15 protein-coding genes are annotated in these 19970 nt (G+C 63.8%); 7 read left to right on the top strand and 8 right to left on the bottom strand.

From position 1 onward, the window contains the following. A partial coding sequence (locus BM177_RS02845) for an arylsulfatase (RefSeq protein WP_091677222.1) occupies positions 1-2209 on the bottom strand: 2209 nt, incomplete at its 3' end. A 352-nt stretch (positions 2210-2561) separates the two neighbouring features. Between BM177_RS02845 and BM177_RS02840 the strand changes: the two genes are divergently transcribed. Further along, positions 2562-2774, top strand: coding sequence for a hypothetical protein (locus BM177_RS02840; protein WP_091677217.1), 213 nt, complete (start codon positions 2562-2564; stop codon positions 2772-2774). A gap of 43 nt (positions 2775-2817) precedes the next feature. Here BM177_RS02840 and BM177_RS02835 read toward each other — a convergent pair whose 3' ends face one another. From BM177_RS02835 to BM177_RS02825, 3 genes are all read right to left on the bottom strand, one after another. Beyond that, a complete protein-coding gene (locus tag BM177_RS02835; protein ID WP_244532047.1) occupies positions 2818-3519 on the bottom strand; it encodes a class I SAM-dependent methyltransferase in 702 nt (233 codons plus the stop codon). Between the two features lie 63 nt (positions 3520-3582). Further along, positions 3583-4050 carry a DNA polymerase III subunit chi gene (locus BM177_RS02830; RefSeq protein ID WP_091677207.1) on the bottom strand — a complete coding sequence of 156 codons (468 nt, stop codon included), beginning with the start codon at positions 4048-4050 and terminating at the stop codon, positions 3583-3585. 35 nt (positions 4051-4085) lie between these two features. Then, positions 4086-5801 (bottom strand): leucyl aminopeptidase, encoded by a 1716-nt coding sequence (locus BM177_RS02825; protein ID WP_244532046.1) that lies wholly within the window; start codon positions 5799-5801, stop codon positions 4086-4088. Between the two features lie 539 nt (positions 5802-6340). On the opposite strand from BM177_RS02825, the gene lptG reads away from it, so the two are divergent. The 5 genes from lptG (at position 6341) to rsmA (ending at position 13063) form a co-directional block, all read left to right on the top strand. Next, positions 6341-7426 (top strand): LPS export ABC transporter permease LptG, encoded by a 1086-nt coding sequence (gene lptG, locus BM177_RS02815; protein WP_091677201.1) that lies wholly within the window; start codon positions 6341-6343, stop codon positions 7424-7426. Next, entirely contained in the window at positions 7426-10113 is a 2688-nt protein-coding gene (locus BM177_RS02810; RefSeq protein WP_091677198.1) for an LPS-assembly protein LptD, read from the top strand. The genes lptG and BM177_RS02810 overlap by 1 nt, the downstream gene beginning before the upstream one ends. An 85-nt stretch (positions 10114-10198) precedes the next feature. Next, the gene (locus BM177_RS02805; RefSeq protein ID WP_091677194.1) at positions 10199-11143 is read left to right on the top strand and encodes a SurA N-terminal domain-containing protein; all 945 of its coding nucleotides are present in this window, start codon (positions 10199-10201) and stop codon (positions 11141-11143) included. Then, entirely contained in the window at positions 11140-12168 is a 1029-nt protein-coding gene (gene pdxA, locus BM177_RS02800; protein WP_091677191.1) for a 4-hydroxythreonine-4-phosphate dehydrogenase PdxA, read from the top strand. The genes BM177_RS02805 and pdxA overlap by 4 nt, the downstream gene beginning before the upstream one ends. A gap of 22 nt (positions 12169-12190) precedes the next feature. Beyond that, a complete protein-coding gene (gene rsmA, locus BM177_RS02795) occupies positions 12191-13063 on the top strand; it encodes a 16S rRNA (adenine(1518)-N(6)/adenine(1519)-N(6))-dimethyltransferase RsmA (RefSeq protein WP_091677186.1) in 873 nt (290 codons plus the stop codon). An 8-nt stretch (positions 13064-13071) separates the two neighbouring features. Here the strand turns inward: rsmA and BM177_RS02790 are convergent, their stop codons facing one another. After that, a complete protein-coding gene (locus BM177_RS02790) occupies positions 13072-14703 on the bottom strand; it encodes an NAD(P)H-hydrate dehydratase (RefSeq protein ID WP_425284356.1) in 1632 nt (543 codons plus the stop codon). 245 nt (positions 14704-14948) lie between these two features. Here BM177_RS02790 and hspQ point away from each other — a divergent pair, with 245 nt between their 5' ends. Further along, entirely contained in the window at positions 14949-15278 is a 330-nt protein-coding gene (gene hspQ / locus BM177_RS02785; RefSeq protein ID WP_091677181.1) for a heat shock protein HspQ, read from the top strand. A gap of 262 nt (positions 15279-15540) precedes the next feature. On the opposite strand, the gene BM177_RS02780 is transcribed toward hspQ, so the two are convergent. The 3 genes from BM177_RS02780 to ssb form a co-directional block, all read right to left on the bottom strand. Further along, on the bottom strand, positions 15541-16230 hold the full coding sequence (locus tag BM177_RS02780) for a potassium channel family protein (RefSeq protein ID WP_091677178.1): 690 nt from the start codon (positions 16228-16230) through the stop codon (positions 15541-15543). Continuing rightward, a complete protein-coding gene (gene gyrA, locus BM177_RS02775; protein WP_425284358.1) occupies positions 16227-18929 on the bottom strand; it encodes a DNA gyrase subunit A in 2703 nt (900 codons plus the stop codon). The genes BM177_RS02780 and gyrA overlap by 4 nt, the downstream gene beginning before the upstream one ends. Before the next feature lie 402 nt (positions 18930-19331). Beyond that, the gene (gene ssb / locus BM177_RS02770; protein ID WP_091677172.1) at positions 19332-19838 is read right to left on the bottom strand and encodes a single-stranded DNA-binding protein; all 507 of its coding nucleotides are present in this window, start codon (positions 19836-19838) and stop codon (positions 19332-19334) included. Positions 19839-19970 lie beyond the last annotated feature (132 nt).

The raw sequence follows: 19970 nt of genomic DNA, 5'->3' as shown, positions 1-19970 counted from the left end.
GCAACGCCTCGGCGCCGTCGACCGCGATCACGACGTCGGCTGCCGCGGCGGGTTTGGCGATTTTGGTGTTCACGGTGATCTTGTGTCTGCCGGGCGCGATCGGCTCTTCAGTGCGGCCGATATAGCGTTCGATCTCCATCATGTTGTATTCATAGACAAGATGGCCCTTGTCCATGTAGAGGGTGAGGCCGCCGCCGATCCCGCCGAGCGCATAGAGAACGCCCGAAGCGCTTTCATTCACATCGACGTCCACGGTGACGAGATTACTCTCGCGTCCTACGCCGGGCGCCGCAAATTCGGGAAGCCGCGTCGTCGTCGAGTCGAAGGCCCAATGCGTATAGGGAACCTTGACCCGATCCTCGGGATGCAGTCGGGTCCATAGCCCCGCCCCAACCGGGAACACCTTGTTCGCCTCCGCCTCTTTCAGGAAAAGCTGTTTCATTTCAGCAAGGCGCTTCGGCTCCTTGGCCGCGAGGTTGTCCGCCTCGGAAAAGTCGTTCGTCAGGTCGTACAGCTCCCAGACGTCCTTGTTGGCATCCCATGTCGCGAGACCGGGGCTGACCGACAGCCACGGCGTCAAGGGGCCGAACGTCGCCGCGATCCAGCCGTCATGATAAATTGCGCGGCTGCCGTTGTTCTCGAAATATTGCGTCGTCTTGCGTCCCGGCGCGCCGGCGCTGGCGAACGTATAGGCCATGCTGACGCCGTCGATCGGGTCCTGCCGTACGCCCTCCACGACCTTGGGCGGCTTCACGCCGAGGATCTGGTAGATCGTGGGCGCGATGTCGTTGACATGATGGAACTGCGGCCGCGGAATCCGGTCAGGCTTGATCCCCTTAGGCCAGGAGATCACGAGCGGATTGCGGGTGCCTCCGAAATGCGAGGCGACAAGTTTGGTGTGGTGAAACGGCGTGCCGCCCGCCCACGCCCAGCCCGCATGGTACATGTTCTCGACCTTGTTGGTGCCGAGCGCGTCGAGACCGCCGATCTTGTCGAGTGCCGCAAGCTGCTGTTCGATCGTGTTTGGTATCATGTTTTGCGCGAGCAGCTCGCTAATGGTGCCGTTCTGCCCTTCAGCGCTCGAACCGTTGTCGCCGAAAATATAAAAGATGATCGTGTTGTCGCGCAGCCCGAGCTGTTCGATGCCGTCGACGAGCCGGCCAACCTGCGCGTCGGTGTGTTCGACGAATCCGGCGAACACCTCCATCAGGCGGCGCTGGAACGGGCGCTCCGCCTCGGGGATGCTGTCCCAGGACGCCATCGTCTCCGCCCGCTCGGTCAGCTTCGCGTTTGGCGGAATCCAGCCGAGTTGTTTCTGGCGGGCGAACACGCGCTCGCGATAGGCGTCCCAGCCGCTGTCGAACTTGCCTTTGTATTTGTCCGCCCATTCCTTGAAAATATGATGCGGGCCATGAGCTGCGCCGGGCGCCCAATACATCAAGAACGGCTTATCCGGCGCGAAGGCCTGACGCTTGCGCAACCAGGCGAGCGCTTTGTCCGCCATGTCCTCGGTCAGATGATATTTTGGATCGTGTGGCGGTTCGATTGCAGTCGTGTTCTCAAAAAGGCGAGGCTCGTATTGCGACGTCTCGCCCGCCAGAAAGCCGTAGAAATAATCAAACCCATAGCCCGTGGGCCAGCGGTCGAATGGCCCCATCGCCGTCGTCTCCGTCGCCGGGGTATTGTGCCATTTGCCGAAGGCCGCCGTCTTGTATCCGTAGTCGCGTAAAACCTCCGCTACCGTGGCCGCACTCTTAGGGATAACGCCCGTATAACCATCGAAGTCGAGCGCGCGCTCCGCGATGGTGCCGGAGCCGACGCGCTGATGGTTGCGCCCCGTCAGGAGCGCCGCACGGGTCGGCGAGCAGATGGATGTTGTGTGGAAAGTGTTGTAGCTGATCCCTTCATTGGCAAGCCGGGTCAGGGTCGGCGTCGCGATCCCACCGCCGAACGTATCGGGCAGACCAAAGCCGACATCGTCAAGCAGGACGATCAGAATATTGGGCGCGTTCGGCGGAAGTCGGTTGGGCTCGATGCGACGGACATGCTTTGAGTCTTGCAACGTCGGCCCCGCAACGCTCGCCGACGGCGTCGGCGGAAAGGGAAGCACAGATCCGTCATTAGGCGCTTTGACTTCGGCGGAAGCGGCGGGATGGGAGGTCGCGACAAGGATTATTGCAAGCGCGAACGCCCGGAGTAAAGCCCTCATGTCGTTCCCCGCCGCTGGTGATGATTTTGCGTCAACTTAGAAGTTTCATGCGCTCAGATTTCCGTCGTAGTCAAATCGCGAAGCCGTTCGGCCGAGCCGCGAAAGACAGAACAGCCGCTTACCAATTTGCGGGATCACGAGCGGACCGGCAGAAATCCACCCATCTCGCCCATTCGCGAATTTGATACGAACGTCCGCTTCGGAGCAGAGCAAATGTTCGACCGAACGACGAGCATGGGCGCGAACCGGACATTCGCGAGCGTTTGAAGTATCCTCCCTGCCGGAGGCAAACTGTGCTAGGCGTCTGGATGGAGCCAAGGCCTGAGAGCCTGTCGCCCGAGGGAGGAACCAGATGCGTTACGTTCTTGCCGTAATCTTCGTTTGCGCCATCGGCATGCCCGCCGCGTCCGCTTTGCCGAATGTCAATCCCAATAGTATTTCGGTCTCGGCGTCGAAAGCGGACCCGATCGTGCACGTCGCCAAGCGCACGCGGGCGTCCTCTTCCCGTCGCAGTCGCGCAGGGAACGGAGGAATTCACCCTCTGGTCGGCAGCGGCGGCTACTGAAGCCGCGCTGCTTCTCTCACACTGAAACCGGCGCCGGCTTCCGTCAATCCGCGCGCGAAAAAAGCGCGCGCCAATGGCGGCTCCTGAGTCCCGCCATCGCGGAAATATCCTCGATTGCGAGCGGCCTCAGGCCCTGGCGTTCCGCTTCCGCGACGAACGAGCGCGGCAGCGGCCAGGGCGGGCCCGCCGCGTCTTCGTCCTCGTCGCGGGCGCGCGAGATGACGAGAAGACTGCCGCCGGGCGCCAGAAACCCGGCCAGCGCCGCGAGCGCCTCCGGCAGCAGCGAGCCGGGCAGCGCCTGCAGCGTGTAGCATTCATGGACGAGGCCGAAGCCGCCCCGCCATTCCTGCGGCGGGTCGAACAGATCGGCGGTGCGATAGGCGACGGGCGAGTCTGGGAAGCGCCGTTTCGCCCATTCGATGGAGGCGGCCACAAGATCGAAGGCCGTCACCTGCGCCCCCGCCTCGGCGAAACATTCGGAATTGTCGCCAAGTCCGCAGCCGACGTCGAGAACCCGCAGACCGGCGAGGCCCCGCGCCTGCAGGTTGACGAAAGACCGGGTGAGAGGATGCGGCGCAAGCGCCGCCCACGGCACGGCGGCGGGATCGCCCTTTGCGAGCGCATAGACCGCCTCGAACCAGTCGCGTCGGCGCGGATCGGCGAGAGGACCGGCCGCTGGCGCTTCCGCCAGCCTCATGGCCGGGTCGAGGGCGTCGATCGTCTTGCGCGCCTGCGCTCTGCGCATTGCAAATTCAGGCGATTCGGGATCGTGCGAACGTTCATTGTCCATTGTGGTCCATCACACGACTCAACCCGCCTTCTCCCACCGGCCGGTGTCGTCCTGACGCCAGTAGGCCATGGCGAAACCCTGCTCCTTCAACTGCCGCCACTGCGCGCGCGCGTCGGTGAGTTCGTCGTCGTCGGCGCCGTCGAAGACATTGATCGCCCTTGTATAGGCACAGGCCTGCGGCTCGCCGAGCGAGGGCGAGATCGGCGCGCGTTCGACAAAGAACCGCACCGCCGCGCCATTCGGGTTCTCGGGACCGGTCGAGAGATAGACCGGCTGGAGGTCGGCGTCGCCGTCTCGCGCCGAGCCATGCGCCAGGAAACTGGCGTCGGAATAGGTCCAGAGCAAGTGATCGATCGCCTCCAGCCGTTCGCCGCTGCGGGCCTGAACCACGACGCGCCAGCCCCGGGCGAGGCATTTCTCGATCAGGCCCGGCAGGACGTTGTCGAGCGTCTGGCGCTGGAGGTGATAGAACCAGATTTCGGTCATGGCCGGGCGGGATCAGGAAGCCAACGCAACCGCGCTCACTCTTCGTAATGGTCGGCGACGAGCCGGTCGAGCAGGCGCACGCCGAACCCAGACCCCCAGCTGTGATTGATTTCGCTCGAAGGCGAATTCATCGCCGTGCCCGCGATGTCGAGATGCGCCCAGGGGACGCCGTTGACGAAGCGCTGCAGGAATTGCGCGGCGGTGATCGAGCCCGCGTGGCGCCCGCCGGTGTTCTTCATGTCGGCGAATTTCGAATCGATCAGTTTGTCGTAGGCGGGGCCAAGCGGCATCCGCCAGAGTTTTTCGCCCGTCTCGAGGCCCGCCGCGAGCAGATTTTCGCTCAAGGGTTCGTTATTGGAGAACAGGCCGGCGTGTTCCTGGCCGAGCGCCACGAGGATCGCGCCGGTCAGAGTCGCGAGGTCGATGATGAACTTCGGCTTGAACTTGTCCTGCACGTACCAGAGGAGGTCGCACAGAACGAGCCGGCCCTCGGCGTCCGTGTTGATGATTTCGATGGTCTGTCCGGACATGGATTTGACAATGTCGCCCGGGCGCTGCGCCTGCGGACCCGGCATGTTCTCGACGAGGCCGATGATTCCGATCGCGTCGACCTTCGCCTTGCGCCCCGCGAGCGCCTGCATGAGACCGACGACGCAGGCGGCGCCCGCCATATCCCCTTTCATGTCCTCCATACCGGCCGCGGGTTTGATCGAGATGCCGCCGGTGTCGAAGCAGACGCCCTTGCCGACGAAGGCGATCGGCTGGGATTTGCTTTTGGAGGCGCCTTTGCCGCTGTCCTTGGCCGGCCTCGCGCCGCGCCAGCGCATGACGACGGCGCGGCTTTCGCGGACCGACCCGAGGCCGACGCCCAAAAGCGCGCCCATTCCAAGCGCCTGCATCGCCGGATGGTCCAGAATTTCGACTTCAACGCCGAGCTTCGTCAATTCTTTCGCGCGGCGGGCGAATTCTTCAGGGTAGAGCACGTTCGCCGGCTCATTGACCAGCGAGCGGGCCGTCAGAACTCCCTCGGCCACCGCCAGCCGGGCCTTCGCCTCGCGTTTCGCGCCGGCGGGGTCGCTCAGGCCGATGATGATTTCGGATCGGCTGTTTTCCTCGGAATCGTCCTTCTTTTTGGTCTTGTAGGGATCGAAAGCGTAATTGCGAAGCTCCATCCCCAGAGCGAATTCGGCCGCGGCGGCGGCAAGGTCGTCAGGGGCGCGCGCCAGATCGAAGGCGACGAGGGCGTGCGCGCCGCGGCCTAGTTTGCCACAGACGAACCCGCCGAGATTGGCGTAATCGCTTGCGCCCGGCGCGGTCTTGTCCGCCGGAACCGGCTCCACAGCCTCCTTGCGCCCATTTTCCTGGCGGCCGTCGTCGATCGGCCCCGCGCCGACGACAATAACCCTGTCGGCGTCGATTTCCGCCGGGGCGAGAATCTCCAGACTGGTCGCCTTCTTTCCCTTGAATTTCGCCACCGCGGCGGCCCTTTTGATCAAAGCCTCGCCTGCCGGACCGATGAATTGAAGCGTCGCCGCGCTGAAAGCGTTCCCCTCGCCAGCGAAGATCACGAGTGTGTGAGGGACATCGGTCCTGGAACCGGTCTTGGAATCGACCTTGGAGCCAGCGGCCTTTTCCGGAGCGGCCCGTTTTTCGGCCTTCGCCGGTGCGAGCGGGGCGAAATCAATTTTGAACGAGTCCGTCATATCATCCTCAGCAGGGATTTTCAGGGCGCGCGCCACAATCTGGTCCATAGCGGCTTCGCCGTTTCCAGCGCGCGCGTTCAGGGCCCGGAGAGATCCGGGGCTCAACAATTCATGACCGCGGGCGCGGCCGACTCGTTCACATCATGTTCGCCCGAACGGGCCGGGGCAAGAGGCCCCGTCAGTGAAAATTGCGCCAAAGCGCGGATTGACGCCGGAAAATCGCAGCAACCGTCCGCTTGAGGGGCAGCCTGTTGGTCGGGCCCTGTCTTCCAGTATTGTTAAGTTCAAGGCTATTCGCGCCGGCGATTGTGACGCGCGGGCCACCCTGCTCCAAAATCGGGCCCACAGGCGCCCGTTCCGGACCACGATCTCTTGCGCCACGAAGGTTTTTAGAGCCATACGGTGCGCATGACGGTTGTCATCACCAGTTGCGTACCCTTCGCGTTCGGAACCGCCGCCTCGCCTGGCCAGGCCGCGGCGATTCTTTCAGGATTCGCTCTTACAGAACGCGCGGACGACGCGCGCCAGCTCGATCGAGGCGGACGCCGCCGGCGGCAGGCCTGTTTTTCCGGCGGCGGACTGGCCAGATGATCGGCTTTACTCTGGGCCGTTATTTTTCGGGCCGCTTCCTCAAGATGATCATGGCCGTGTTCCTGACCTTGTTTGGAACGGTCTACATCGTCGATCTCGTCGAAATGCTGCGGCGGACGAGCAATATGGCCGGAGTTTCCGCCGGATTTATCGCGATGCTGTCGTTGCTGCGAGCCCCCTCGGCATCGGAGCAATTAATGCCCTTCTGCGTGCTCTGCGGAGCGATGGCGGCGTTTCTCGACCTCACCCGCAAGCTTGAACTCCTCGTCGCCAGGGCGGTCGGAGTTTCGGTCTGGGGATTTCTCGTTCCGCCCCTCCTCATCGCCATCGTCACCGGCGTCCTGTCGATCACTTTGTTCAATCCGATCTCGGCCGCGATGAGGCACCGGGCGGACCGGATCGAGGCCCAGCTTTTTGGCGTCGGAGACAAAGATAGCCCGACCGCCGCTCTCTGGCTCAGACAGAAAGGCGTCGATGGACAGGCGATCATCCGGGCTGAAAAAGCAGAAAACGGCGGCGCTCGCCTGATTTCCGTCACCGCCTATATTTACGATACCGATGGAAAGTTCGAAGCGCGGGTGGAGGCCCCGACGGCCGAACTTCTGCCGGGCGTCTGGCGCTTCGACCAGGCGCGCCTCCTGGCGCCGGGGGAAGAGGCGTCCTCTGCGGGCGTTTATCTGCTGGCGACGGATCTTTTGCCGGACCAGGCGGGCCAGGCCTTCATTCCACCGGAATCCGTGCCATTCTGGGATCTGCCGGAATGGGCGCGCTGGACCGAAACCGCCGGGCTCGACGCGACCGGGTATGAGATCCAGTTTCAAACGCTTTTGGCGCGGCCGCTGCAATTCGTCGCCATGGTTTTGATCGCCGCGGCTTTTTCCTTAAGATTTTTCCGGTTTGGTGGCGTTGGTAAAATGGTTGGCGGTGGCGTGGGTGCAGGCTTCGTGCTTTACGTGGCGACAAAGGCGGTGGGCGATTTCGGAGGCGCGGGCCTGCTCAGCCCGGCCATCGCCGCCTGGTCGGTCCCGATCGTCGCCAGCATGCTGGGCGCGGTCGCGTTGATCCAGCAGGAGGATGGTTAATGGGGCGGCGTTCTTGCCCCGCCAACGCCGTCGTCAGGGTCCGCCATGGGCGAGGCCCCGCGCGACTGCGCGAATCCGCACGCCTCAAACTGGAGACGAGGGGCGGCGCCCTCGCCCTGACCCGGGCGCTCCTTGCAGGAACGACGCTCTTTTTCGCGAGCGCCCTGATGCTCGCGCCGGGATCGCACGCCCAGACGGCCGGCCCCCGCGTGGCGAAAACACAGACGGGCCAACCCGACAAGATGCTGGTGGAGGCCACCGAGCTTCGCTATGACGCCGACAAGAACGTGGTGTCCGCCGTCGGCAACGCGCGGCTCTACTATCAAGGCCGCACCCTCGAGGCGGACCGGGTCGTCTACGACCGCAACACCGGGCGCGTCCAGGCCGAAGGCCACGCCAAGATGACGGAAACAGACGGCACGGTGCTGTTTGCGGACCATTTCGACCTGACCGACAATTTCCGCGACGGCTTTATCGAGAGTCTACGGGTCGAAACGCCGCCGAAACCCTATATCGATCCGGCGACGGGAAAAGCCGCGGGATCCTATAAGACCTATTTCAGTTCGCCGCGCAGCGAGCGCACCGAAGCCGACACGATGGTGTTCGACAAGGGCTCCTACACCGCCTGCGAAGCCTGCAAAAACGATCCCGACAAACCTCCGCTCTGGCGCGTCAGGGCGAAGCGGATCATCCACAAGAACGACGAAAAGATGATCTATTACGAGGACGCTTCGCTGGAGCTCCTTGGCATTCCGATCGCCTACGTCCCATTCTTTTCGACGCCGGACCCGAGCGTCAAGCGCAAATCAGGCATCCTTTCGCCGCACCTCGTCTATAAATCGAGCCTTGGCAACGGCGCGGGCATCCCGATCTTCTGGGCGCTCGCCCCGGATTACGACTTCACATTCACCCCGACCTATTATTCGAAACAGGGATTTCTCGCCAACGGCGAGTGGCGCCAGCGATTCGACATCGGCGAATATTTCGTTCGCGCCAACGGGATCGCCCAGCAAAACCCGACCGATTTCCCGCTGTCGCCGTGGGGCGCCGGAGACCGGACGTTGCGCGGCTCATTTGAAAGCAAGGGCCAGCTCGCCATCGCCGACGAGTGGAAGTTCGGATGGGAGTTCACTCTCCTGTCCGACAAATGGTTCCTCAATGACTACCACGTGCCGAGCCAGACCGTTTCGACGAACTATTTCAGCGAGACGACGTCGACAGTCTACCTCAACGGGCAGGGGGAGCGCGGCTATTTCGATCTGCGCGGCTATTATTTCGAAGGATTGTCCAGTCACGACTTTCAGCCGCAGCAGCCGCTTGCGCATCCGGTCTGGGACTACAACAAGACCTTCGACATCGACCCGGCGCAGACATTCGGAATTGGCGGCCAGGCCGAGCTCGACTTCAATCTGACGAGCCTTTCGGCCGCCGCGGCCAGCTTTCAGTCGGTCGGCACTCAGGTTCTGGACAATGTCTACGGCCTCTACAACGTCTGCACCAATTACGTTCCGGGTCAGGTGACAGGGACGTGCCTGTTGCGCGGCGTCGGCGGCGAATACACGCGCGCGACCTTGGACGCCTCCTGGAAGCGCAAGTTCATCGACCCCGTCGGCGAAGTCTGGACGCCGTTCACCTTCGCTCACTTGAACGGCGAATGGTTCAACCTGAACACGACCAACACCTACACCTTCGGCGCGGGCCCCAACGCCTCGAGCTTCACCAACGCCTCGCAGCTGGGCTTCCTCGGCAACAAGGATCTGAGCTTTTTCGGCGAAATCATCCCCGGAGTCGGCCTCGACTACCGCTTCCCGTTCCTCGCCAAGACGAGCTTCGGCTCGATGACGCTGGAGCCAATCGCACAGATCATCCTGCGCCCCAATGACCAAATCGGCGCGCATTCCCTTGTCAACCTCGACGCGCAGAGCCTCGTTTTCGACGATTCCAACCTGTTCAACTGGAACCGCTATTCCGGATACGACCGTTTCGAAACCGGAACCCGTGCGAATTACGGCGGCCAGTTCACGATGAACTTCAAGGACGGCGGCTACGCCAACGTCGTCGCGGGACAATCCTATCAGGTGGCGGGCACGAATTCCTATGCGACGCCCGACGCGGCGAACATCGGTTTGAGTTCGGGGCTCGACACGCGGCGCTCCGATTACGTCACCGCGTTTTCGTTCGCGCCGAATTCGATGATCGCCTTCACCGCCAAGAGCCGTTTCGACGTCGATACGTTCGCGGCGCGGCGCATCGACCTCATCGCCTCGTATAATTTCGGCGCCTGGACGGGCAATGTTCAATACGCGAACTACCAGGCCCAGCCGGTGCTCGGTTATTACGTCCGCCGCGAGGGCCTCGCCTTGTCCTCGCGCTACAAGATCAGCGACAATTACTTCGCCCAGGGCAACATCACGTTCGACATGAGCCGGCAGTTTTATCCAACTTACCTCATCGGCAACACCAGCCCCGGCCCCTTCGCCATCGCCGCGTTCGGAATCGGCGGCGGATACCAGGACGATTGCACCACCTTTTCGGTGAATTACAGTTCGATCTATCAGGACAACGGCAATGGCGCGCTCGTCCGCAACCAGACCGTTCTGCTCCAGTTGCAATTGCGCACCCTCGGCGACGCCAAGCTGAGCCAGTCCTTCTCCACCACATCCGCGCTCGACGGCGTCAAATATTGAAATGAGTCCGCGCCGCAATGACCCGGATGAGAAAGGCTCGACACCTGCAATGATGCTCTCGCCCTCAACCCTGGATAGAGAAACAATGCCCGCACTGCTGAAGGCGCGAAGGGCTTCCGCCCGGGCGCCCATCCAAGTCTGCTTCGCGCTTTTCGCGGTCTCCGCCGCCTTTTCGTTCTCGGCGGCGCCCGCGGCGGCGCAGGCGATCGTCTCAAGCATCAACGGCGATCCGGTGACGAACATCGACATCGACGAGCGAATGAAGCTGCTGCGCGTCCTTCGCAAACCGGCGACGCGGGAAGCGGCGATCGAAAGCCTTTTCAAGGACCGTCTGGAAATTCACGAGGCGGGAAAATATGGCGTCAACCCGAAAGATTCCGATCTGTCGCAGGAAATCGTAAAGGTCGCGCAGGATCTGAAAATGCAGCCGGAAGCCCTGATGGCCGCGATCCAGGGCGCCGGGGTGACGCCGGACCATTTCAAGGCCCACTTCCGGGCCGATATGGCGTTCAGCATGCTCGTTCAGGCGCTCAACAAGGGCGTCGAGGCGAGCGAATCCCAGGTGCGCGAGGAACTCGCCAAGCAAGGCGGCAAGGCCGCCGCGGGCACGCAGTTCACGGTGCAGCAGATCATCTTCACCTTGCCCAATGGCGCCTCCGTCGCCACGGTCAACGAGCGCGGGCGCGAGGCCGAGCAATTGCGCGCGCGGTTCTCCGACTGCGAAACCGGATTGCCCATCGCCCGTTCGCTCCCCGACGTGACCGTGCGCGATCCGCTCACGAGAACCTCGGCGGAACTCGGCGAGGGGCTGCGCCAATTGCTCGAAAAGACCCCGACCGGCCATCTGACGCCGCCCTCGCGCTCAAGTTCCGGGCTGGAGCTCGTCGCGGTCTGCAGCAAAGGCGCGGCGAAGGACGACACGGCCGTTCGCAATGCGATCTCGCAAAAGCTGCTCGCCGGAAAAATCGCCGAGGACTCGGCCCGCCGCCTCAAGGAATTGCGGGACAGGGCCGTGATCGTCCAGCATTGAGCGACACATCGGGAGGCGACGGCCCGCCCCTTCTCGCGCTGACCCGTGGCGATCCTTCAGGGATCGGCCCCGAACTTGCGCTGAAGGCGTGGCTGCGCATGCGCGGCGATCCGGAGGCGCCGCCGTTCCTGATCGCCGCCGGACCCGGCCATCTGAGGGCGCTGGCGAAAAGGCTCGCGCTCGACGTTCCCATCGAGGAAATCGCCGGCCCTGATACAGCCGCCGCTGTTTTCCGACGCGCCCTGCCGGTCCTGACGCTGGGGCATGACGTCGCCGGGGCTCCCGGCGTTCCCGATGCGCGCGACGCGCCCGGAACGATCGCCTCGATCGAAACCTGCGTGGATCTGGCGCGCTCCGGGCAGGCCGGAGCCGTCGTCACCAATCCGATCGCGAAAGACGTGCTCTACCGCGCGGGCTTTCCCCATCCCGGCCACACCGAGTTTCTGGCCGAACTGGCGGAGCGTTGGACCGGCGCGCGCGCGCGCGCGGTGATGCTGCTGTGGTCGCCCGAACTCTCCGTCGTCCCGGCGACCATCCACATCCCGCTCGCGCGCGTTCCGGAGACTTTGACCCGTGAACTCCTGGTCGAGACCGGCCTCATCGTCGCGCGCGACCTCACGCGGCGTTTCGGCGTCGCGCGCGCCCGTCTCGCCTTCACCGGCCTCAACCCGCATGCGGGCGAAGGCGGCGCGATGGGCCGCGAGGACATCGAGATCATCGCGCCCGCGCTGGCCGACCTCGCCGCGCAAGGGATCGCGGTCAGCGGCCCGCATCCGGCGGATACGCTTTTCCACGCCGCCGCGCGGAAGACTTATGATGTGGTCATCGCGATGTATCACGATCAGGCGCTGATTCCGATCAAGACCATCGCCTTCGACAGCGCGGTCAATGTGACCCTCGGGCTGCCGTTCGTGCGCGCCTCGCCCGATCATGGCACCGCCTTCGACATCGCGGGAAAGGGCGTCGCCAACCCGGCGAGCCTCATCGCCGCGCTGCGGCTGGCGGGGCGGCTGGCGGCGGCGTGAGGAAGAAAGGCTGTAGACCAGCATGAACGGCGTCGTGGATTTTTCGCTGGAGAGTCTGCCGCCCCTGCGCGAGGTCGTCGCCCGCCACGGGCTTGCGGCGAAGAAATCGCTTGGCCAGAACTTCCTCTTCGATCTCAACCTCACCCGCCGCATCGCGCGCGCCGCGTCGCCGGCGACGGCGGAGCTGATCGTCGAGATCGGCCCGGGCCCGGGCGGACTCACCCGGGCGCTGCTCGCCGAAGGCGCGCGGAAGATCATCGCGATCGAGCGCGACGAGCGCTGCCTTTCCGCGCTCGCCGAAATCGCCGAACGCGCCGACGGCAGGCTTCAGGTTGTGGAAGGCGATGCGCTCGACATCGATCTTCGCGCCCTCGCCGGCGCCGCGCGCCCCGCGCGCATTTGCGCCAACCTGCCCTACAATGTCGCCACGGCGTTGTTGACGCGCTGGATCGAGACGGACCCCTGGCCGCCCTGGTTTGATCGTCTCGTCCTGATGTTTCAGCGCGAAGTCGCCGAGCGCATCGTCGCGACGCCCTTGCAGCGCGCCGCCTACGGACGCCTCGCGGTGCTTTGCAACTGGCGGTGCGAGACGCGTATTCTGTTCGACATTTCGCCGGCCGCCTTCACCCCGCCGCCCAAGGTGACGTCGAGTCTTGTCGAGCTTGTTCCGCGCGCGGCGCCCTTGCCCTGCGACGGGAAACTGCTTTCGGAGGCGACGCAGGCCGCCTTCGGCCAACGTCGCAAGATGCTCCGGCAATCGATGAAATCGCTGGCCGCGGGAGACGCCGCGGATCTTCTGGCGCGCGCCGGACTCGACCCTACGTCAAGGGCCGAGGAAATCGACATCGCGGGATTCGCCGCGCTCGCCCGTGCGCTCGCGGAAATCCGATTCTAGATCAGAACTCAAACCTGTTGCGCGAAGAAGCTTTCGTAAAGAGTCCTGAAGACCGCAGGCAGGCTTTCAGGAATGTCCTCAGCGATCAGCCCGGGGCCGAAATGGCGCGCGGCGGCGCCGTGAAGCCAGACGCCGGCGGAAGCGGCTTCGAACGCCGGCGTCCCCTGCGCCAGCAGGCCGCCGATCATCCCGGCCAACACGTCGCCCGATCCCGCCGTCGCGAGCCAGGGCGGCAGGTCGTCGGCGATGCTCGCCCGGCCATCCGGAGCGGCGACCACCGTGTCCGGGCCTTTCAACAAAACGACGGCGCCGGTCAGCGCGGAGGCCGCCCGCACACGTTCGAGCTTCGAGGCTGACGACAGCGCAAGAAGAAGGGCGTCCGGCGCGTCGACCTGCGGCTGAAGATCGCCCCAACTTCCCTCGCGATGGGGGTCGATGTCGCCGAAAAGCCGGGCGAATTCGCCCTCGTGCGGCGTCAGGACCACATTTGCGCCGGAAGCGCGGATCTCCTGGGCGAGACCAAAAGCATCGCCGGAAAAACTCGTCAGCACGTCGGCGTCGAGAACGATTCCGCGCGGCGGAGACATCGCGCCGCCAGACTGCAACAGGGCGCGAACGAGCGCTTTGGCGTGGGCCGCCCCGCCGAGCCCCGGCCCCGCGACGACAGCGTTCTTGCGGCGATCCTCCAGAATTTTGGAAAGATCGTTCGGGTCGTCGCAAACAAGCGTCATGATCGCGGTCAGCGCGCCGGCGTGAACGGCGAGGGCCTCCGCCGGCGTCGCCACGGTCACGAGACCAGCTCCAGCCCGCAGCGCGCCCCTTGCGGCGAGACGTGCGGCTCCCGTGCGCGCGAGGCCGCCGGAGAGAATCAACGCATGGCCGCGGGTATATTTGTGGCCGTCGACTCTTGGCACCGGGAAAACGCGGCTCCAGAGGCCCGGCTTGTTCGCCATGGCCCTCGGCGCGATCAACGCAAGGACCTCGTCGGAAATGCCGATCTGGGCGAGAATGGTCTCGCCGCAGAGAACGCGGCCCGGCAGCAGCAGATGCCCCGGTTTGCGGCGAAAGAAGGTGACCGTGGTTTTGGCTTTGACCGCGACCCCCTGGACCTGCCCGCTCGACCCGTCAAGGCCGGACGGCACGTCGACCGCCAGGACCGGCCTCCCGGTGGCGGCCGACCAATCGTTGAGACGCAACACGGTCTCTCTTGCAAGACCGTCGAGGCCGCGGGCGAGGCCCGCGCCGAAGAGGGCGTCGATCGCAAGCTCAACGCCGTCGAGACTCAACGCCTCGATCGGCGAGACGGGTCCCCGCCAGGCTTTCGCGGCGAGCGCCGCGTCGCCGGTCAGCTTTTCGAGCGGACCCAAAAGTCCGACTTCGACCTGACACCCTCGCGCAAGCAGACGCTCGGCGGCGGCGAACCCGTCGCCGCCATTGTTTCCAGGCCCGCAAAAAATCGCGATGCGGCCGGTGCGTCGGCCGAGAGCCCGGCCCAGCATATGCTCCGCCTCGAGGGCGACGGCGGCTCCCGCCTGCGCCATGAGATAGGATCCCGGCGCGCCGGAAGCGATGGTCAGCCGGTCGGCCGCGGACATCTCGGCGGTCGTCAGAAGCTCAAGGGGATCATAGGAGGTCATCATCAGTTTTCTCCCGTCCCGCGGGCCAACGCCCCGGCGCCTCACAAAGCGGTCCGCGCTCCGCTGATACGCGATGTGCGCCGATGTGCGCAATCGCACTTCATCCGGCCGCAAGACAGGTCAGGCATGTTGACATAACAAACGGCGAAGCCTAACCAGCGCCCGGAGAGACGCTCGCCCCCGTGCGAACGCCGCCGCCAGGCGACAGCCGGACCCGGCGATTCCTCGCCGCAGCGGGACAAAATCAGATGAAGCCCCTTATCGCAAAATTTGGCATTGGTCAGGTCGTCAGGCATCGGAAATATCCGTTCCGAGGCATCATTTACGACGTCGATCCTGTCTTTGCGAATACCGATGAATGGTGGCGCTCGATCCCCGAGGATGTGCGGCCGCATAAGGACCAGCCGTTTTATCACCTGTTTGCGGAAAACACCGAAACCGAATACGTCGCCTACGTTTCAGAACAAAACCTGATGCCTGATACGTCCGGCGATCCGGTCCGTCATCCACAGGTCGACGAAATGTTCGAGCGCGCCCATGACGGCGTTTATCAGATCAGGGCGCCCCGGCTGAACTGACCCCGGCCAAGAGGACACGCGTTCCAGAGCCGGATGACTTCAGACGAAATCGCGGCCGCGATTCCGTCTGAAGTCTGAATCCGTCTCTCATCAAAGAGCTGGAGCATGATGCCGCCCGAAAACCGGTTTCCACTTTTCGGCATCATGTTCTGAGCATATTCCGGTTGGATTGAATCAATCCAATCGACAAGAATATGCTCAAACCCTTGATTCTGGATCGATTTCTGATCGATCTCATGACTGCATGCGATCGGAAAGCGCTCTAACGCCGATCCTGCAATTCCAGAGTGACAAGCCTCGCGAGCAAGGTCGCCGGGTAAAGCTGCCCGATGACGCCTTCCAGATTGGAAAGGCTGCGCGCGATCGGATGCACCGGCGTGATGTCGCCGTAGCCGATCGTCGTCAAGGTCGTAAAGCTGAAATAGGACAGATTGCCCAGCAGGGCGGGTTTATCCTCGATGGCGAGGCCCGCGAACGCGCCAGGAAAGGCCAATCCGACAATTCCATAAAGCGCCATGAAGATCAGACCAATGGTCATGTAAAGCAAAATCGCGCCATTGATGCGATGGAAAGTCACGCGTCCGGGCGCGAATACCGCACGGGCCACCAAAAAAGCCAGCGCGAGCTCCACGACAATGAAGCCGGCGGCGTCGAAATAGAGGTCGAGCGGCGAGCGATCGTGAGCGCGAAGCGCGATGGCGACGAAGACAAGGCTGGTTCCGGCGACAATGGCCAGTACCGCGAAAGGGCTTCGTGAGGCGCCGAGCACGCAGCTCGCGAGCACGAACACGAGCGCGAAGCCATAGCCCTGAAAACCAATGACGCCAGAAGCGTGCAGCGGAACGAGCACGAAGACAAGAAACGCCAGCAGCGCCGTGAGCGCCGTCAGGAGCCGGTCGCCCCACTTCTCGCCGATCTGGCCGAAGCGCCGCTTCAAGTCATCGCGCCTCATCCGGCGTCAACTTCGGGCGCCCCCTGGGACTCGTCATCTTCGACGGGCCCTTCGTCCTCCGTGATATGTTCGACCGCGACGACCTGCTCTTCGGCGGCGGTGTTGAACACGATGACGCCCTGCGTGCCGCGTCCGGCGACGCGAATGCCGTCCACCGGGCAGCGGATCAGCTGCCCCCCGTTCGTCACCAGCATGATTCCGTCGCCGTCCTCGACCGGCATGGAGGCGACGAGCTTTCCGTTCCGGCCGTTGACGATCATGGCGACGATGCCTTTGCCGCCGCGACCGGTGATCCGGTATTCATAGGACGAGGTTCTTTTGCCGTAACCGTTCGACGAGACGGTCAGGATGATCTGCTCGTTGGCGGACATTTCGGCGTATCGGTCGGAGCTGAGGTTCGAAGCGCCAGAGGCCTCTTCGGCGCCGGCCTCTTCCGCCGCGGGCTCCGCCCCCGGCTCGGCGCTGGCGTCGGCCGAGGATTCGCCGGCGATGGCGCGGCGCATCTTGAGATAGGCGACGCGCTCGCCGCTGTCGGCCTCGATATGGCGCAGAATGGCGAGAGAGATCACGCGGTCGCCTTCGCCGAGCGCGATGCCGCGAACGCCCATCGAGTCGCGGCCCTTGAAGACGCGGACGTCGGTGACCGGGAAGCGGATGCATTGGCCGTTCGCCGTGGTCAGGAGAACGTCGGAGGTCTCGGCGCAGATCTGCACGTCGACGATTTCCTCACCCTCGTCGAGCCGCATGGCGATCTTGCCGGCGCGGTTGACCTGAGCGAAATCGGAAAGCTTGTTGCGCCGGACGGTGCCGCGGGTCGTCGCGAACATCACATCCTGCGTCTCCCAGACCGTCTCGTCCTCGGGCAGCGGCATGATGGTCGTGATGCGCTCGCCCTGCTCCAGCGGAAGAATATTGACCAGCGCCTTGCCGCGCGCCTGCGGCGCCGACAGCGGAAGCCGCCAGACCTTTTCCTTGTAGACCTGGCCATGCGACGAAAAGAAAAGCACCGGGGCATGGGTCGAGGCGACGAAGAGCCTTGCGACGAAATCCTCATCGCGGGTTTGCATCGCCGAGCGCCCCTTGCCGCCGCGACGCTGCGCGCGGTAGGTCGCCAGCGGAACCCTCTTGACGTAGCCAAGATGGGAGACCGTCACGACCATGTCCTCGCGCTGGATCAGATCCTCGTCGTCGACTCCGGCCGCGCTGTCGAGGATGATTGTGCGCCGGGGCGTGGCGTAGGCGCTTTTGACCGCGATGATCTCATCCTTGATGATGGAAAACAGGCGCGTGCGCGAACGCAGGATGTCCAGCAAATCCGCGATCTCGGCGCTGAGCTTGTTCAACGCGTCGGCGATTTCGTCGCGTCCCAGCGCGGTCAGACGTTGCAGCCGCAATTCGAGGATCGCGCGCGCCTGCGCCTCGGACAGGCGGCATGAGCCGTCCTCCGTCAGGACATGGCGCGGATCTGCGATCAAAAGAATCAAAGGCTCCATGTCGCGCGCCGGCCATGGGCGCTCCATCAAGGCCGCGCGGGCTTCCGCCGCGTCCTGCGAGGTCCGGATGAGCCGGATAACCTCGTCGATATTGGCGACGGCGATCGCAAGGCCCACCTGAAGATGCGCGGCGTCGCGCGCTTTCGCCAACAGGTGCTTCGAGCGGCGGGTGACGACGTCCTCGCGGAAATCGATGAAGGCGGACAGCATGTCCTTGAGGTTCAGGACCTCAGGGCGTCCTCCGTTCAGCGCGATCATGTTGCAGGCGAAGCTCGACTGCAGCGCGGTGAAGCGCCACAGCTGGTTCAACACCACGTCGGCGACGGCGTCGCGTTTCAGCTCGATGACGATCCGCATCCCCTGACGGTCGGATTCATCGCGCAGGTCAGACACGCCCTCGATGCGTTTTTCCCGCACAAGTTCGGCGATCTTCTCGATCAACGTCGCCTTGTTCACCTGATAGGGGATTTCGGTGACGATAAGAGCCTCGCGCTCCTTGCGCAGTTCCTCCACCTCGACCTTCGCGCGCATCAGAACGGAGCCGCGTCCGGTCAGATAGGCGGAGTGGACGCCCGCGCGGCCGAGAATTGCGCCGCCTGTCGGGAAGTCCGGCCCCGGCACATAGGCCATGAGATCCTCGACGCTGAGTTCGGGCTGATCAATCAGCGCGATCACCGCATCGATCACTTCGCCGAGATTGTGCGGCGGAATATTGGTCGCCATCCCGACCGCGATGCCGCCGGCGCCGTTGACGAGCAGATTCGGGAAGCGCGCCGGAAGAACCGTCGGCTCGCGCTCCTTGCCGTCGTAGTTCGGCTGAAATTCAACCGTGTCGGAATCAATGTCTTCCAGCAGCGCCAGCGCCGGCCTGTTGAGCCGTGATTCCGTATATCGCATGGCGGCGGGCGGATCGCCGTCGACCGAGCCGAAATTTCCCTGCCCGTCGATCAGGGGAAGCCGCATCGAGAACGGCTGCGCCATGCGCACGAGCGCGTCATAGATCGCGGAATCGCCGTGCGGGTGATATTTGCCCATGACCTCGCCGACGATGCGGGCGGATTTCACGTAAGGGCGGTCCGGCGTGTAATTGTTCTCGTTCATCGAGAACAGGATTCGCCGGTGCACCGGCTTCAACCCGTCGCGCACGTCGGGCAGCGCGCGGCTCACGATCACGCTCATCGCGTAATCGAGATAGCTTCGCCGCATTTCATCGGAAATCGAGACGGGTCGCACGTCGGAGCCGGGGGACGCCGGTCCTTGATCGTCAGTATCGGCCAAACAGAAACATCCAAAACTAAAGGGGAGATGTCCGACATTACCCCCTGCGCCCGCGGAACGCCAGTTCCGCGGAGGCCTCGATCAATCCTTCTGGATCAAATCCCTTACGCCAATCCTCGAAGCGGATTCCGGCCGCCGCCAAGGCGCATTAGCGAAGGCGATGTCTGCCCCGCCTCGCCGCCTTTTGCAGGGGGCTCGCGCATGTGGCGTTGGATCGTCCCTGCGCGCGAACGATTTGATCGCCGGGTCCGCGCCACGGGCCTCATGAGCCTGGAAGAGGTTCATGTCGTCGCGATGATCGGCGGCCAATGATATCGATGAACGTCAGGACTAGAACGGAATATCGTCGTCGATCATATCCGCGATGCGGCCGCCGCCGGCAGCGGGACGCTGATCCTGCGTCCGTTCCATTGGCGAGGAGCGTCCAAACCCCGAGGCCGCGGGCGCATCATAATCTGCGCCGCGTTCACTGGAATCGCCGCGGCCGCGGCCGTCGAGAAGCGTCAGCTCGCCGCGAAACCGCTGCAGCACGACTTCCGTCGTCTTGCGCTGATTGCCCTCGCGATCGGTAAATTCGCGCGTCTGCAACTGGCCTTCGAGGTACACCTTCGCGCCCTTCTTGCAATATTGCTCCGCGATCTTGCCGAGGTTCTCGTTGAAGATCACGACATTATGCCATTCCGTCCGCTCCTTGCGCTCGCCCGAGGCCTTATCGCGCCAGGACTCCGACGTGGCGAGGCTGAAGCTCACAACGGAATCGCCGGAATTCATCCTGCGGACCTCGGGATCGCGGCCAAGATTGCCGACGAGAATGACTTTGTTGACGCTCCCGGACATGGGCGCTCCTTTTTAATCGCCAGCACGTGTTAAATTAATCGCCAGCACTCGTTAATGTAATCGCCAGCACTCGTTCGCCGACGCCGTTTAATCGCCGACGCCATTTGATTGTCGGCATTGTTCGCAGGCATT

It is taken from the genome of Methylocapsa palsarum (assembly GCF_900114285.1).
Taxonomy (GTDB): domain Bacteria; phylum Pseudomonadota; class Alphaproteobacteria; order Rhizobiales; family Beijerinckiaceae; genus Methylocapsa; species Methylocapsa palsarum.
The sequence above is the reverse complement of the archived record's forward strand: the minus strand, read 5'-3'. Positions and strand labels throughout refer to the sequence as shown.

Excerpts from the sequence above, each read along its gene's own strand:
- BM177_RS02830 (WP_091677207.1), bottom strand. The coding sequence starts at position 4,050 with ATGACCGAAATCTGGTTCTATCACCTCCAGCGCCAGACGCTCGACAAC.
- lptG (WP_091677201.1), top strand. The coding sequence starts at position 6,341 with ATGATCGGCTTTACTCTGGGCCGTTATTTTTCGGGCCGCTTCCTCAAG.
- hspQ (WP_091677181.1), top strand. The coding sequence starts at position 14,949 with ATGAAGCCCCTTATCGCAAAATTTGGCATTGGTCAGGTCGTCAGGCAT.
- BM177_RS02810 (WP_091677198.1), top strand. The coding sequence starts at position 7,426 with ATGGGGCGGCGTTCTTGCCCCGCCAACGCCGTCGTCAGGGTCCGCCAT.
- BM177_RS02840 (WP_091677217.1), top strand. The coding sequence starts at position 2,562 with ATGCGTTACGTTCTTGCCGTAATCTTCGTTTGCGCCATCGGCATGCCC.
- gyrA (WP_425284358.1), bottom strand. The coding sequence starts at position 18,929 with ATGCGGCGAAGCTATCTCGATTACGCGATGAGCGTGATCGTGAGCCGC.
- BM177_RS02780 (WP_091677178.1), bottom strand. The coding sequence starts at position 16,230 with ATGAGGCGCGATGACTTGAAGCGGCGCTTCGGCCAGATCGGCGAGAAG.
- rsmA (WP_091677186.1), top strand. The coding sequence starts at position 12,191 with ATGAACGGCGTCGTGGATTTTTCGCTGGAGAGTCTGCCGCCCCTGCGC.
- BM177_RS02825 (WP_244532046.1), bottom strand. The coding sequence starts at position 5,801 with ATGGACCAGATTGTGGCGCGCGCCCTGAAAATCCCTGCTGAGGATGAT.
- BM177_RS02790 (WP_425284356.1), bottom strand. The coding sequence starts at position 14,703 with ATGATGACCTCCTATGATCCCCTTGAGCTTCTGACGACCGCCGAGATG.
- BM177_RS02805 (WP_091677194.1), top strand. The coding sequence starts at position 10,199 with ATGCCCGCACTGCTGAAGGCGCGAAGGGCTTCCGCCCGGGCGCCCATC.
- ssb (WP_091677172.1), bottom strand. The coding sequence starts at position 19,838 with ATGTCCGGGAGCGTCAACAAAGTCATTCTCGTCGGCAATCTTGGCCGC.
- BM177_RS02835 (WP_244532047.1), bottom strand. The coding sequence starts at position 3,519 with ATGCGCAGAGCGCAGGCGCGCAAGACGATCGACGCCCTCGACCCGGCC.